General features: G+C 33.2%; 12 protein-coding genes and 1 pseudogene. 9 read left to right on the top strand and 4 right to left on the bottom strand.

The features are described 5' to 3' along the window. The 4 genes from OEW74_RS19700 to OEW74_RS07290 all read right to left on the bottom strand — a co-directional run. The coding region (locus tag OEW74_RS19700) for a DUF3817 domain-containing protein (protein ID WP_416207903.1) at window positions 1–93 on the bottom strand (93 nt) is incomplete at its 3' end. Window positions 94–100: 7 nt separating this feature from the next. Further along, window positions 101–988 (bottom strand): hypothetical protein, encoded by an 888-nt coding sequence (locus tag OEW74_RS07300; protein ID WP_265427843.1) that lies wholly within the window; start codon window positions 986–988, stop codon window positions 101–103. A 1-nt stretch (window position 989) separates the two neighbouring features. Then, window positions 990–1,370, bottom strand: coding sequence for a hypothetical protein (locus OEW74_RS07295; RefSeq protein WP_139418649.1), 381 nt, complete (start codon window positions 1,368–1,370; stop codon window positions 990–992). A gap of 118 nt (window positions 1,371–1,488) precedes the next feature. Next, complete coding sequence (locus OEW74_RS07290) at window positions 1,489–2,301, bottom strand: DNA alkylation repair protein (protein ID WP_265427842.1); 813 nt, start codon at window positions 2,299–2,301, stop codon at window positions 1,489–1,491. A 162-nt stretch (window positions 2,302–2,463) separates the two neighbouring features. Between OEW74_RS07290 and OEW74_RS07285 the strand changes: the two genes are divergently transcribed. The 9 genes and pseudogenes from OEW74_RS07285 to OEW74_RS07245 all read left to right on the top strand — a co-directional run. Then, a complete protein-coding gene (locus OEW74_RS07285) occupies window positions 2,464–2,799 on the top strand; it encodes a winged helix-turn-helix transcriptional regulator (protein WP_265427841.1) in 336 nt (111 codons plus the stop codon). A gap of 107 nt (window positions 2,800–2,906) precedes the next feature. Then, on the top strand, window positions 2,907–3,092 hold the full coding sequence (locus tag OEW74_RS07280; protein WP_066677807.1) for a hypothetical protein: 186 nt from the start codon (window positions 2,907–2,909) through the stop codon (window positions 3,090–3,092). A 120-nt stretch (window positions 3,093–3,212) separates the two neighbouring features. Then, entirely contained in the window at window positions 3,213–3,599 is a 387-nt protein-coding gene (locus OEW74_RS07275; RefSeq protein ID WP_265427840.1) for a hypothetical protein, read from the top strand. Between the two features lie 333 nt (window positions 3,600–3,932). After that, complete coding sequence (locus tag OEW74_RS07270; protein ID WP_265427839.1) at window positions 3,933–5,516, top strand: histidine kinase; 1,584 nt, start codon at window positions 3,933–3,935, stop codon at window positions 5,514–5,516. 121 nt (window positions 5,517–5,637) lie between these two features. After that, window positions 5,638–8,202 carry a zinc-dependent metalloprotease gene (locus OEW74_RS07265; RefSeq protein ID WP_265427844.1) on the top strand — a complete coding sequence of 855 codons (2,565 nt, stop codon included), beginning with the start codon at window positions 5,638–5,640 and terminating at the stop codon, window positions 8,200–8,202. A 6-nt stretch (window positions 8,203–8,208) separates the two neighbouring features. Continuing rightward, on the top strand, window positions 8,209–11,550 hold the full coding sequence (locus OEW74_RS07260) for a SusC/RagA family TonB-linked outer membrane protein (protein ID WP_265427838.1): 3,342 nt from the start codon (window positions 8,209–8,211) through the stop codon (window positions 11,548–11,550). Window positions 11,551–11,562: 12 nt separating this feature from the next. After that, on the top strand, window positions 11,563–12,882 hold the full coding sequence (locus tag OEW74_RS07255) for a RagB/SusD family nutrient uptake outer membrane protein (RefSeq protein WP_265427837.1): 1,320 nt from the start codon (window positions 11,563–11,565) through the stop codon (window positions 12,880–12,882). 80 nt (window positions 12,883–12,962) lie between these two features. After that, complete coding sequence (locus OEW74_RS07250) at window positions 12,963–13,727, top strand: LytR/AlgR family response regulator transcription factor (RefSeq protein WP_265427836.1); 765 nt, start codon at window positions 12,963–12,965, stop codon at window positions 13,725–13,727. 412 nt (window positions 13,728–14,139) lie between these two features. Then, window positions 14,140–15,069: pseudogene (locus OEW74_RS07245) on the top strand (OmpA family protein); the annotation flags it as partial.

Below are 15,069 nucleotides of genomic sequence, written 5' to 3'. Positions count from 1 at the left end.
AAAGAGAAATAAAACTCCGTGAATCCAGCCAAAATATTTTACAGGTTCAGCAATATCAAGTATATATTTAATGGGCATTTTCTTTCCTAAGATCCAAAAATTATTGAAGCTTTATTATTTTTTCTAAAAGAGGAGGGAGCTTCGTCTCAGGATTTATTTGATCGTTGTTCCAAAAACTCATTACACAGCTTACATTTTTGTTTCTTATGTTTTCAGCGATGTAATAAACAGTTAAGTTTTTTCCGCCCGACATTCCTGCTAAAGCAGAGGCAACTCCTGTAAAATCATAGATTATTTTTTTAGCTTTAGTCTGTACTCCTTCAAATTCTACATCGACGATTTCTTCCGAAGCTACTTTTCCACCTTTTTTAGATTTTGTAACATTTAATTGATTTTCAATCGCCTCTTTGGCGCTGTCTAAATTTCTATGAACAGACCAGTTCATTTCTCCTAAATAAGGACATTGAACGGTATTGAGAAAAGTCCAGTAACAGCTGTTTCCAAGTTCTATTTTTCTTCCTGCAAAATTGATGGAAGTAATTTTCATCGGAACAAAATTGTCTTCAGGAATTTTATTTTCGATGATTAAGTTGACCATTTTTTCTTCTGTTTCTTTATCTGTTTGTCCAAATTTAATAAACCAAATTACAGAAATCGTTTTATCTTGATTTTCAATAAAATAATAATTATTGGTTTGGAAATTATTATCATCTATTTTTTGCTGTTTAGAAATCAATAGATTGTTGTATTTTATTTGATCGTCTTTTGTTTTTACATCCGAATCTGTAATTTGATGTTTTCTGAAAACTTTTTTCAGACCTTTCTCATCAAAAGAATTGTTAAACTTTTCACTGGTGATGCTGTATCCATCAATATTGTACCATATTTTTCCATTGTTGTTCAGCGCAGAAAGTCTTTCAAGAACATTATTTTCCTGTGAAAAACAAACTGAAAAAATAAGCATGAAGAAAAGATTTAATGATTTCATTTTATTTGTTTAAAGTGAATGTATAAATAACAAGATTTTCCTTGGTGTATTTTTTCCAGTTCTGAGGATTTTTAGCATCATTTAATTCTACGTTTTCCGGAGGAAAAACATTGAAAGTAGGGAACATATGTTGCGGATTTTCATAATCTTTTTTAAAGCTCGTTCTGATTATCAGAATACTGTCATTCGGTTTTACTTGGAAATTATTTTTAACTTCATATCTTCCCATCGACATTGAATTTTTAAAAATTCCGGCTTCAAAAGAAATATTTTTTTCAGAAGTGTTCTTTGCATAAAATGCTGTATCGGCATAATTTCCATTAATTGCTCCACAACTAATCAGCATAAAAACTAAAGAACAAGTGAATATGTATTTTTTCATTTTAAATGTTTTTTATGATTATTATTTTAATATTTTGCTTTTAGATCAATTTTCAAAACTAAAATGTTACTCTAATCTACAAAATTCCAATCAAAGGGAGATATTTATTTTTTATAAATTAATTTTTTAACTTTTCAATCGTCCGCAATGCTTTTTTTATAATGTAAACTGTTTCTTTAGTTGGGCTTTCATCCTTCCATTTTTCGCAAATTGATTTCACAAACTCAGGCTGTGTTTTACTTGCGTCGTTTAGCCAGTTTCCAACACTGTCTTGCACGTATTTTGATTTGTCAGATTTCATAGGGTCTAAAATTACCAAACCCAGTTCAGGGTTTTGTTTCAGTTCTTCAATATGTTCGCACCAAACACCTCTCGGTCGTGTTGCTTCGCTTGCAAACCGTCTTATGTTTTCGTTTTTGTGATTTGTCCAACCGGATAATATTGCAATACTTTTTGATAAGTCTTTTGCGATGCTTGATCTTACGGCTAGCCAACAAATTTCTCTTACCCCAAAATGTTTATCAGCTGAAAAATGTTGAACTTGCTCAAGCTTTTGAGTGATATTTAATGCTTGATTTTTACCAATCGTATATGTTGCCCAACAGCGAATTAAATCTGAAGTATGATGGGTAATAATTGCCAATATTTCTGTGTCATTATTTTTTAAAGACTGCTCAAAAAGTCCTGTTCCAATCGCTTCGTTAATGGTATTTACTGTTTGCTTTTTCAGATTTTCAATATCATTTAGTATAGTTTGCAGATATTGAGTTCGGTTAGTTTGTTTTAATAAATTTTCCAATAAAAGCCGTTGATCGACAGCTAACCATTCAACTAAATTTGCCGTTTCAATTTCCCCACGATTCAGTTGATCTAAAATTTCCTGAGGAATTTCTTGGGTAGATCGAGAACCTTTGCGTTTTATTTCTGTCATAACATCTGTCGTATTTCTTTATTATAGAATTATTTAGATTCAAAAAATATATAGAATGAGTTTATATCCTTATATTATGATTAATTTTACAAATCTCCGAAAGGTTTTTAATATCGGCAATACCGCATAATTTTAGCACATAGGGATAAAAAAGTCAATAATATGAAAACAGGCGAAAGATCTACAGAAAATAAAATTTGTCCATTAGAAATTGCTGTAAATTCAATCAGCGGAAAATGGAAAATTCCTATCGTATGGCAAATCAATGAAGGTAAAAAACGACCAAGCGAATTTTTGAGAGGAATTGCGAATGTTGACAGACGGGTTTTAAACCAACAACTCAGTGAAATGATTGAAGACGGAATTTTAAAAAAGAAAATCTTCAATGAACTACCTCCAAGAGTAGAATATTCTTTAACCGAAATTGGCGGAAAACTAGTCGAAATTCTTTGGCAATTAAATAATTGGGGTAAATTATTAATTCAGGAAAAAGAATAATTTTTTTAGCTTAAAAGTGTTATTTATTATGCCTTAATCATTCAAATTCATTTTTCAAAATATTTCAGGCACATATCTTGATTTGTAGTGATTAAAATAAAATTATCATGAACATTAAAAGAATTTTCGGAACTATTCTTACCGTATTAGGAATTGTGGGTTTAATTTATACAGGATATGAATTAATTAATAAAAGTACCGCTTACACAACACTTGCTGTTGCCGGTATTATTGGATTGATCTTCTTTTTCTCCGGAATAAGTCTTGTGAAGAATACGAAAGACGAGAGTTAATTTTAGATTGCTGATTTTTACAGTCTTATTGAATAAGAAAAAATGTAAAAACAAATAATTTAGGTTTCACAGAGGATTATGGCATGCTATCTGTTATACAATCCATAGCAAAATTAATGTATGGAACAGATTTTTATCAAGGTGGCTTTTTGCCAAAAATGTAGCGGATATCATGCTTCAACCTACGCCGATTCGTCTCAGAAAAATAATCCGGAAATTGTAGATCACTATTTTTATCACGGTGAACCTTATTTTACTTTCAACCAGTCCAGTTTTAATAAAGCTGAACAACTTGAATACACTGAAGTAAGAATTATTCAGCTAAAAGAGCATCAAAAAAATGACTTAAAATATTGCGGATGCAAGAAAAAGCCGAGAAAATTACCAACCGTAATCAAAAGAATAAGTTTTTCGGAGTCATCTACCAAAATGCCTAAATACGAAGAAGTTTCAGAAACTGAAATTTACTTTAGAGATGTTTACCGCTTGTCTTACAATTTTCATTAAAAATATTGATGATAAATAAATTTCGTCACATAAAATAAAAGGAACTGAATAAATTATTCGGTTCCTTTTTCTTTGGTGTTTTCAGAGAAAATAATGCTTTTAATTGAACAAATTTATGTTTGAATAGAGTAGTTTAAGATTTCTAATTCTCAGAATTTGAATTAAAAACTCACTTTTTTGTGCTTGAAAAATTATGTATCTTCGCTGTTGATTTCTGAATAATTTCAACTAAATTTTCTTTTATTTTTTTTAACAAAACAAAATAGTTTATCGATTGTTATCGTATTTAATAACAATATTATTTTAAAGTAAATAATAATAAATCAGAAGGTTTTGAAGATCAATTTTAAACATGCACTTACCCAGAGATCCGTTTTTATAGCGGCTTTATCTGCTTGTTTTATAGCGGCGGCGGCTTTTGCTGTTCTTAGTCTTCTTATCACTCACGACAGCCGAAAAAATAATGAAGAGTTTGCCCGCAAAACTTTTTTGAGGAAATATGAAACGGTAGAAAAAGAATTTAGAAACATCGAAGATTATCAGTATTTACTTCGTGCTTTGATCCAGAAAGATGGTCTGAAAAATTATAAAGATTATTCCTCTGTTTTAAATAATTTAAACAAAAGACGTAAACTTGTTCCATACAGTTGGTATTATTATTACAAAGGAGCTTCTGGAGCATCTGGCAATAAAAATCTTTTATCGGATATTCTCAAAAAAGATGAAAAGGTAGAGAAATATACTAAAATTAAAAATAAAGGTCCGGGTAACTTTAATAATTATATAATCAGTCATAACGACAGTATTTATTGGTTAAGCTACGATTCTTTGATACAGGCAAATAAAGATATGCTGTATTACGGTTCTGCAGTAAGTCTTGATAATCTTCATCAGTATTTTGCGACGATCGATCAGTCTCCGAATACGTATACCTATGTTTTTTCAAAAGAGGGAATTTGTATTACCCATCCTGATAAAAAGTTTTTAGGGAAAAATATTTTTGATTTTACAGATATCCAGCCACAAGATACCTTAACCAGCAAAACTGAGTTAGGATATACCGAAAGGAATACCATTTCAGAATATCTTGATGTAGAAGTTATCCGATTTATAAAGCCTTTAAAAACGGATAATTTTGAAGGATATGCAGCAGTTAATTACGTAAGTTTTCTAATCGATGAAAGTGTAAATCAAACCAAAAGATATACTGTTTATATTTTTCTGGCGGCTTTACTTCTTATTGTGACAGTTTTTATTTTGTTTTACAGAGCGACCAATATGGCGTTTCAGGAGAAAGAAAAAATACAGTCTGAAAAAAACCTGCTTCTTGTTGAGAATGAAAAAATGCATCGGGAAGAAGCATTAAACCAGCTTCAGCAGCTTAAAAACAATATCAATCCGCATTTTCTTTTCAATTCACTGAATTCTCTTTACATGTTGATTGGTCTTAATAGAGAAAATGCACAGAAGTTTACAATGAATCTTTCAAAGATTTACCGATATCTTATTGTTCCTCCGAAAGAAAATCTGGTTCCTGTGGCGCAGGAAATCAGTTTTATCAAACAATATATGGATCTTCTGAAAAGCAGGTTCGACGAAGAAATTAGTTTTGAATTGATTATTAATGATGAAGTAAGTTTAGAAAATCGAATTCCTTATTTATCGCTACAGCTTGTTGCAGAGAATGCTATAAAACATAATATTGCAACCATAGATAATCCTTTAGCCATTATTATTACCGTTGAAAAAGGTGGAGTTATTGTGAAAAATACTTGGCAACCAAAGACGGAAGAAGTACAAAGCGAAAAATTTGGATTAGATTATTTAAATCAGATTTACGGGTATTTTAAGAATAATAATCTTGATTTATCTATTAAAGATGGATATTTTATCTGTTTCTTGCCATTGATGGATTAGAAGTTTAAAAATCCATTCACTCCCATAATTCACCCTTTCACTCCCTATTAATATAGATGTAGTTTTGTAGGTCATATTTTTGCCTACTGAAAACCTAGAGGGCATGAAATGTACTATTTTAATGAAGAATTACAGGCTTGCACTGTATCTGGGGCTTAGTTTGACCTCTCCGGCAGCTTTTGCACAGAAAAAAGATACAGTAAAAACCGACAAAGAGAAATCTGCGAAAACAGATACTTCCTCAAAAAAAACCAAAAAAATTGATGAACTGATCAAAAAAGGAACTTATAAAAAGGGTCTTTTTAATACGATTCAGGTAAAAACAGATATTTATTTTGAAATTCCTGACAGTTTGATAGGGCGCCAGTTTTTGGTTGTGAATAAACTATCGCAAGTTCCGATGCAGGTGAACGAAGCAGGATTAAACAAAGGAATGAATTATGAAAATAAGGTAATTTCTTTTCACCGCGATCGTGTTGCCAAAAAAATATGGGTTAAAACGGTGGTTCCACAAGTGTCATCTCCTAAAAATGATGTAATCACAAAATCTGTAAAAGATAATTTTTCAGAATCTGTCATTGAAGTTTTTGATATTGAAGCACAAAATGCTGACTCTACTTCGGTAGCTATCAAAGTAAATAAAGTTTTTGACGGTAACCAAAAAAGTTTCAACGATGTTTTAGCAAACGTAGGTCTTGGAGGGTCGGTAAAATCAAACCTTTCTTATATTGAAAACGTAAAAACATTTCCTAAAAATCTTGTGGTTAAATCTCAACTGACTACATCAGTGAATGAAGGAGGTGTTGATTTACCTGTAACATTGGGTGTGACGAGCAATATCGTATTGCTTTCTAAAGTGCCGATGAATTCCAGAACCGATGATCCTAGAGTTGGTTTTTTCAGTGAAAAACATTGGACTTTTAATGACCGTCAACAGAAAATGGATGAAAAACGTTTCATTACAAGATGGCGTTTAGAACCTAAAGATGAAGACAAAGAAAAATATCTGAGAGGAGAATTGGTAGAACCTAAAAAGCCTATCGTTTATTATATTGATCCAGCAACACCTATTCAATGGCGTGAAAAAATCATTGCAGGAGTTTACGATTGGCAGGTTGCTTTTGAAAAAGCTGGGTTTAAAAATGCCGTTATTGCAAAAATGCCGGATGAGAATGATAAAGATTTTGATATTGATGATGTAAGATATTCGGTGATTACGTATGCTGCTTCACCAAAATCTAATGCGATGGGACCTTCAGTGGTAGACCCAAGAAGTGGTGAGATTATTGAATCTGATATTATCTGGTGGCATAATGTAATGACTTCTCTTCAGGAATGGATGAGAATTCAGACAGGACCGATTGATCCAAAAGCAAGAGGAAATGTGTTTAGTGACGAACATATGGGTGAAGCAATTCGTTTTGTCTCTTCTCATGAAGTAGGTCATACTTTTGGCTTGAAGCATAATATGGGATCTTCATTTGCTTTTCCGGTAGAATCATTGCGTTCAAAAGAGTTTACAGATAAAATGGGAGGTACAGCTCCATCGATCATGGATTATGCACGTTACAATTATGTAGCGCAGCCTGAAGATGGTGTTACTGCAATCACTCCAAAAATAGGATTGTATGATAAATACGCTATTGAATGGGGTTACCGTTGGTATCCTGATGCAGTTTCTGAGAAAAAAGCATTGAGAAGTTTGATAGAGAAACATCAAGACGATCCTATCTATTTTTATGGTGAACAGCAGAGTTATTTAGAAACCATAGATCCTCGTTCACAATCTGAAGATCTTGGTGATGATGCAATAAAAGCCAGTGAATATGGGATGAAAAACTTAAAAATCGTTGTTGACAATCTTTTAAAATGGACTTATGAAGACGGAAAAAGTTATACCGATGCTGGGAAATTATATTTAGGAGCTATAGGGCAGTGGGATTTGTATTCAGGGCATGTTATGGCGAATGTAGGAGGTATTTATTTAGACCATACCGTTTTTGGAAATAACAAAAAAGCCTATGAAGCGGTACCTTCAGAAACTCAGAAAAGAGCAGTTGATTATTTAATTAAAAACTCGATAAACCTTCCGGAATGGTTGTTTTTTAATCCTATTACTGAGAAAACCTATCCTGTTAAAAATTCTCCCATGGGGCCTTTTGAGCAGACTCCTTACAACTTAGCAAGAGGAATGCAATATGGTACTTTGTATTCTTTGTTTATGGATGACCGTTTATTGAGAATGCTGGAAAATGAATTGAAACATGAAGTTGCTGGTTCTAAAGAAGAAATTTATACTGTTGAGAATTTATTTGATCAGGTAAGAGGTTCAATCTTTAATAAAAAAGGAAGCTTGACGATTCTTGAAAAGATGACGCAGAAAAACTATGTGGATGCTTTGATTGTTTCAGTGAATAAATTATTCGAAAAAACAGCTGTAAAAGCAATAAAAATAGATAATACGCTGAATATTCCTACAATCTGTAATTTCCAGGAAGAAGCTCAAAGTCTTAGGAATATCAATTATTCATCTATGAAAAGAGTATCTGAGGTTACTACTTACAAAAGAGCAGAGCTTCAGAAAGTGTTGAATTTATTGAATAAAAGTAAAAACAAAGGAGATGATGCCTCTAAGGCTCATTATGCTGACTTAATCATCCGTATTAAAGAGGCTTTAAACAAGTAATCAGTTATGAAAAAAGCATTTATACTTTTACCTCTTTTGGCGGCTCAGATTGCATTAGCCCAAGAAAAGAAAACCATTACCGGAAAAATTGATGACGGAGATACTTCAAAAGTAATCGCAGGAGCATCTATAAAAATTGAAACACAATCTGTTTCTACAAAAACAAATCAGACCGGAATTATAGAAAGTGTTTCTATCGGAACCATCACAGATAAAAACGGAAATTATACTTTAGAAATTCCTGCAGATACAAAATCTGTAACGGTAAGTTATTTAGGATATGAACCAAAAATAATTCAGATTTACGAAGGTCAAACTAATTACAATATTACTTTGATTCCTGTTGTAAGTGACGATATTCCAGAAAAAAATAATATTCAGGAAGTAATTATTACCGGATATCAGAAAATTGAAAAACGTAAGCAAACTTCCGCTGTAACTACAGTGAAGATGAACGATATTCAGCAAGCTGGTGTTGCCAGTGTAGATCAATTATTGGCGGGACAAATTGCCGGAGTTGCCGTTACACCGGAAACAGGAGCTCCTGGAAGTCCGGCAAAAATCAGAATTCGTGGTACAGCTTCTCTTTCAGGCCCTCAAGATCCGCTTTGGGTAATTGATGGTCTTCCGTTGGAAGGAAATGATGTGCCTAATTTTAGTGATAAAGATAATATCGATCAGCTTCAGAATTTTTCTATTGCGGGATTAAACCCTAATGATATTGAAGATATTACCATTCTAAAAGATGCCGCTGCTACAGCTATTTATGGAGCAAGAGCTGCAAATGGAGTAATTTCAATTACCACCAAAAAAGGAAAAAAGGGAAGTTTAAGAGTTAATTTTTCAGCAGATACTTTTATTACGGCACGTCCTGATTTTGGTAAACTTAATCTTTTGAATGCGTCTGAAAAAGTAGATCTAGAATTAATGCTTGCTAATCGTACCGACTTAACTTATCGTACCGATAAAGGGGAAGTGATGAGAATTTTAACTCAAAACGGACAGCTTGATGCGTATAGAAACGGAGGTTTAGGAGCATTAAATATGTTGACACGTCAGCAAATCGATGGGTTAAGAAACAGCAATACTGACTGGGGGAAATTATTGTATCAAAATGCGATCAACAAACAGTATGGAGTAAGTATTTCAGGAGGTAGTGACCGTTCAGATTATTATTTCTCTTTAGGATACTATGATGAAGAGGGAACAACGATTGGAACTGGTTTTAAGCGTTATAATTTAACGTTAAAAAACAATTATAAAATAAATGATAAACTTAATTTTGGAGTGTCAGTTTTTGGGACTCAAAGTGAGAGAACATCATTTGTTACCGATGCAGATGCGTCTATCAGTCCAATCAATTATTCAAGAAACGCTAATCCTTATTTGAGCCCATACAATGCTGATGGAAGCTATAGATATGATAAAGATATTGATGGTTTTGAAGATAGATATATTCCTTTCAACTTTTTAGAAGAAAGAGAAAATACAAGTTATACACTGAAAAATCAATCATTAAAAGCGATTTTTGATTTAGATTACAAGCTGGCAAAGGGTCTGAAAATAACTTCACAGTTAGGTCTACAATATGACGGTAATAAGACAGAGAAATTTGCAGCTGAAAATACCTATTTCACAAGAAAGATGAAAGAAGGTACCCGTTATTATAAAGATGGCGCTTACCGTTACTTTTTGCCGGATGGTGGAGTAAAACAAAACTGGGATAACAGTTTCTTCCAATACAACTGGAAATTACAGGGAAGCTACAGCACAAAAATTAATTCGGTACACGAGATCGATTTGATGGCAGGAACTGAACTTCGTAAAACTGAGGACAACACAACTGTCACAAGAGCTTTCGGTTATGATTCTGTAACAAGAAGAGCTACGGCGATTGTTTTCCCGAGCTCTGGTTTTGCAGCGGAAAGAAAGTATGAGACGTACAGAGAAATGCCTCCAATCGAGAATGCATATGCTTCAATGTTTGCAACAGCTTCTTATACGTACGATCAGAAATACACCTTCTTCGGAAGTGTGAGATATGACGGAACCAATTTATTCGGAGTTAATAAAAAATACAAATACCTTCCGATATGGGCGGTTTCTGGTTCTTGGCTGGTTTCGAAAGAGAATTTCATGAAAGATATTTCAGCTATTTCTAACTTTAGATTGAGAGCTTCTTACGGTTTACAAGGGAACATTGACCGTAATACGTCACCGTTCTTTATTGGTGAATACAGCGATTCGACAATTCTTCCGGGTGGAAAAGAAAATATTATTAACGTAATAAGTCCTCCAAATGACAAGCTTCGTTGGGAAAAGACAACCAATGTGAATTTCGGATTAGATTTAGGAGTTTTCAATAACCGTATCAACCTTACTGCTGATGTTTACAACAGAAAAGGAACCGATATGATCAGCATGAAAGAAACTCCATTGGAAACCGGATTTGAATATACGATGATGAACTGGGGAAGCTTAACCAACAAGGGATTTGAATTGGCAGTATCAACCAAAAATATCAATAAAGATAATTTCAAGTGGTCTACAACAATCAACTTTGCACACAATAAGAGTAATGTATTGAGCGAGCAGCCTCGTGACAACGCATTGCTTCCTTCAAGAGAAGGCCTTCCGGTAAATGCAGTTTTTGCACTGAAAACTGCAGGAATGGATGAAAACGGAAACCCAATGTTCTGGAAAGGAAATGAAAAAGTAAAGATTGAAGATTTCTTTGCACTGTATGATGTATATGCAGATTTTCTTCCTGGTGAATTGGTAGATTCTAAGCTTTCAAATGCAGAACTGAGAAGTCTTTTCACTTATGTTGGTGACAGAGATCCGAAGTTTACAGGAGGTATTATCAACACCTTTAAAATCAGTAATTTTGATTTTACAGTTTCGGCTACTTTTAATTTAAAACAAACGGTAATGCAAACACCTTCTTACCGTGGAATGGACTTGGATAGAGGAAGAAATTATACCAAAGATATTTATAATGCAGGAGGCTCGCTTCCGGGAATTACAAGCCCCAATATGGAGACTAATCCTGGTTGGATGGGTAATAAATGGCTTTCTGATAACCGCTCTAATGCATACAGCCTTCTTGATATCTGGGCAAAAGAAATTAGTTATTTAAGAATCAGCAGTATTCGTTTAGGATATACTTTGCCTAAAGAATTTACAAGTCCGATGGGAATCAGTGCTTTGAGACTAAGCGTAGAAGGTCGTAATTTATTTGTATTCAGTAATGGGTATAAAGGATATTTTGATCCTGAAACCTATGGTAATATTTATGCACAGCCTATCACAAAATCGGTTACAGTAGGATTTAATGTTTCTTTTTAAAATTTAAAAAACATGAGAAAATTTACAACATTCATTGCGGTTGCAGTACTAAGTTTTTCCAGTATAGGATGCGATCGTTTTTTAGATATACAGCCGGAAGGGAAAATCATTCCTGTTACTGCTGAAGATTATCGTAAAGTATTGACTTCTGCGTATTCAAAATATCCTATTCACAAATCTTTGGTTGCTCTTCGTACCGATGAGCTTAATGTAGATGAAAATACAAGTGATTTTATCGCTTACCGTGAAATTGCGATGTGGAAAGACAGCAACAACGATCAGTCGACAATCGAGTTTCCTTGGGTAAGTTTTTATTCGGTGGTTTTCTATCTGAATCAAATCATCAACGAAGGAAGCAAAACAATGACCGATTCTCCTGAAAAACAGCAGATTTTGGCAGAAGCTTATGCACTTCGTGCGTATGTTTATTTTGATATGGTCAATTTATACGGTAAACCATACAATGCAGCTACAGCATCTCAGGATAGAGGAGTTCCTATTAATTTAGTGATTGATCTTGAGCAGGTTTTAAAACCTTCAAGCGTTCAGGAAGTTTACGATCAGGTTCATTCAGATATCAAAAAAGCAGAACAGATGATGATTGAGCAGAAGCAGACTTCGCCAATCAACTATAGATTTTCTAAAGTTTCGTTATTGGCTTTTCAGGCAAAAACAGCTCTTTATCAAGCAGATTGGAACAAAGCGTTAGATTATGCAAATCAGGCAATGGCAATTAAAGGAGAGTTGAGTAATTTAAATACTTCTAGTCAGGCTCCTAATCATTTTACTTCGGTAGAATCTATTATGGCTTTAGATAATGCTTTCAATAGTGCAGTACAGAATATATCGTATGCTTCTGCAGATTTACTTGCAAAATACAATACAGCTACTGACAAGAGATTTGGAATTTATTTCCAAAAAAATGGCAGCAAATATAAAATCATAAAAGGGGGAAGTTCAGACTTCAGAGTTTCTTTCAGAACAGCAGAATTATATTTCATAAAATCTGAAGCTTTGGTAAAATTAAACAGATTAGATGAAGCTAAAGAAACATTGCTTAAAGTTTTGAAAAACAGATACACTCCAACCGGATTTACTTCTATTCAAACTGATGTTAATGCAATGAATGCAACGGTCTTTATGAATTTCATCATGGATGAGAGATTTAGAGAATTTGCTTTGGAAGGACAGCGTTGGTTTGATCTAAGACGATCAGATCAGAAAAAGATTATTCATAACATCAACGGACAGGAATATATTCTTCAGCAAAATGACGTAAGGTATACTATTGAGTTTCCAAAAAGTGCTAAAAAGAACAATCCTTACTTATAAGAATTTAACATTCATATTAACAACCCCGAAACCGCTTGAACTTGATTGTTTTAGCGGTTTTTTTGTATTTTTGCAATGTTATGAAAATTGCAATCATAGAAGATGAGTTATTGGCGGTTAATTATCTGAAAGACCTTTTAGATAAGCAAACCATCGTTCCTGTTACAGAGACGGTGATTCTTCGTTCAAAAAAGCAGGCAATTGATTTTTTCAAAAATGATTCTGCAGATCTTATCTTTATGGATATTCACCTTGGTGATGGCATGAGTCTCGAAATTTTCGAACAGGTAGAGCTTTTCACACCGATTATTTTTATCACCGCTTTTGATGAATATGCAATGCGCGTTTTCAAACATTTTACGATAGATTATCTTTTGAAACCTTTCGAAGAAGAAGATTTTCATAAAGCATTACAAAAATTTATTTCGATAAAAGGCAACTTCGATCCTGAACCTGTACTGAAGTCTATTTCTTCTTTATATAAAGCTAATGATTCTGAAAAGATGAAGCATTTCATCGTAACAGACGGTAATAAAATAAGATCCGTAGATGAAAAAGGTACGGCTTATTTTTTTGCATCCGGAAAATATCTTTTCTTAACAACTACGGATAACAGAACTTATATTTATGATGATACCATTAAAGATATCATCCAAAAATTAACTCCGCCACTTTTTTTTAAAATCAACCGAAAGTTTATTATCAATAAAAAGGCAATTGTAGAAATTATAAAACATTCCAGCCAAAAAATTGAATTAAAACTTTCTCCTGCACCGGAAATTAATTCCGATGTATTTGTCAGCAAAAGGCAGATTAACGATTTTTTGCAATGGATGACAAATTAATCTTAAAAGTGGTATTTTTTTTACGATAACAAAACTTTAATTTGTGATCTTGTTTGAAGTTTTAAAACATTCCTTATATCTACTGTTTTATCCATGATTTTTGACCTTATGCGGATCAAAAATTGATGATCTTAAATTATAATAATTCTTCCAAATTTTTGGTTAAAAAAGCCACTTTTTTAACTTGTTTTTAAAATAAATTATCGTTTTAAGTTTACTAGCTTTCAATTGTTTACGAATTAAATCAGAAATTTAACTATACCAATGTTCTTTTTTGGTACAGTAATTGGAAGTAAGATAGCACAGCTGAAAACCCGTACTGGAAAGTGCTTTGGGAAAATAGATAGGTCTTTAAAGGGTGAATTAACTCTACGCTTATCTTACTTTTTTAAAAATAAATTAAAATTTTTATATGAAATCAAAATTAGCAATTTTATCGCTTGCGATAGCGGTACCGTCGTGTGTGTTTGCACAAGATTCACTTAAGGTAATAAGCAATGGAGAATATCCGAATACTTTTTCTTCAGGTTCTGCCAACGTACAGCCTTTTACACAATCTTCAAAGAGATTTAATGATTGGTCAATATCTTTTGGTGGAGGTGTACCATTAATGCAGTCAGCAGATTTAACTTCTATTAAAAATGGTGGCGGAAAAACTCAAATTGGCTATTCTGCTTATTTCAGTGTTGATAAAGCGATAACCCATGCTTTTGGTCTTAAATTACAGTACGATCGAGGCGAAACAAGACAGGGATGGTTTAATACCAAAGATGCTGCACCCGCAAATGCTGCTGCCAATATGCAGGTCGGAGCAAGAACTCAATATGATGCAATCTCAATTCTAGGAGATATCAATTTCTCAAATCTGATGAGACGTGTAGACAACAAATCTCCTTACAGATGGGCATTACACGGTTATGCAGGTGTTGGTACATTAGCGTACAGAGCTTATCAAAAAGATGAGTTTGGTCAAAGACTGATGACAGAAGTAAAACCGTTTAAACTAAACTCTTTCTTCGGACAAGCTGGTGCAGGTTTAAAATATAAATTATCAAACAGATTGGATCTTGAAGGAAGATTGATGTATGTAATAACTACCGATGATGAATTTGACGGAGGAGGAGCACAGTATAGCGATATCAATAAAATCTCAGATCAGACTTCTGATAATTTCTTTAATGCAACTTTAGGTTTAACGGTTAATTTAGGAAAACACGAGTCTCACTTGATGTGGCATGACCCAATGCAGGAAATTTACTACAGAACTGAGGTTTTAGAATCAAAAGTAAATGATATTGAAGTTTGTAAAGCTGGTGATGCAGATAATGACGGAGTTTGCGAT

This window comes from Chryseobacterium sp. YIM B08800, from assembly GCF_026163565.1.
Taxonomy (GTDB): Bacteria; Bacteroidota; Bacteroidia; order Flavobacteriales; family Weeksellaceae; genus Chryseobacterium.
The sequence above is the reverse complement of the archived record's forward strand: the minus strand, read 5'-3'. Positions and strand labels throughout refer to the sequence as shown.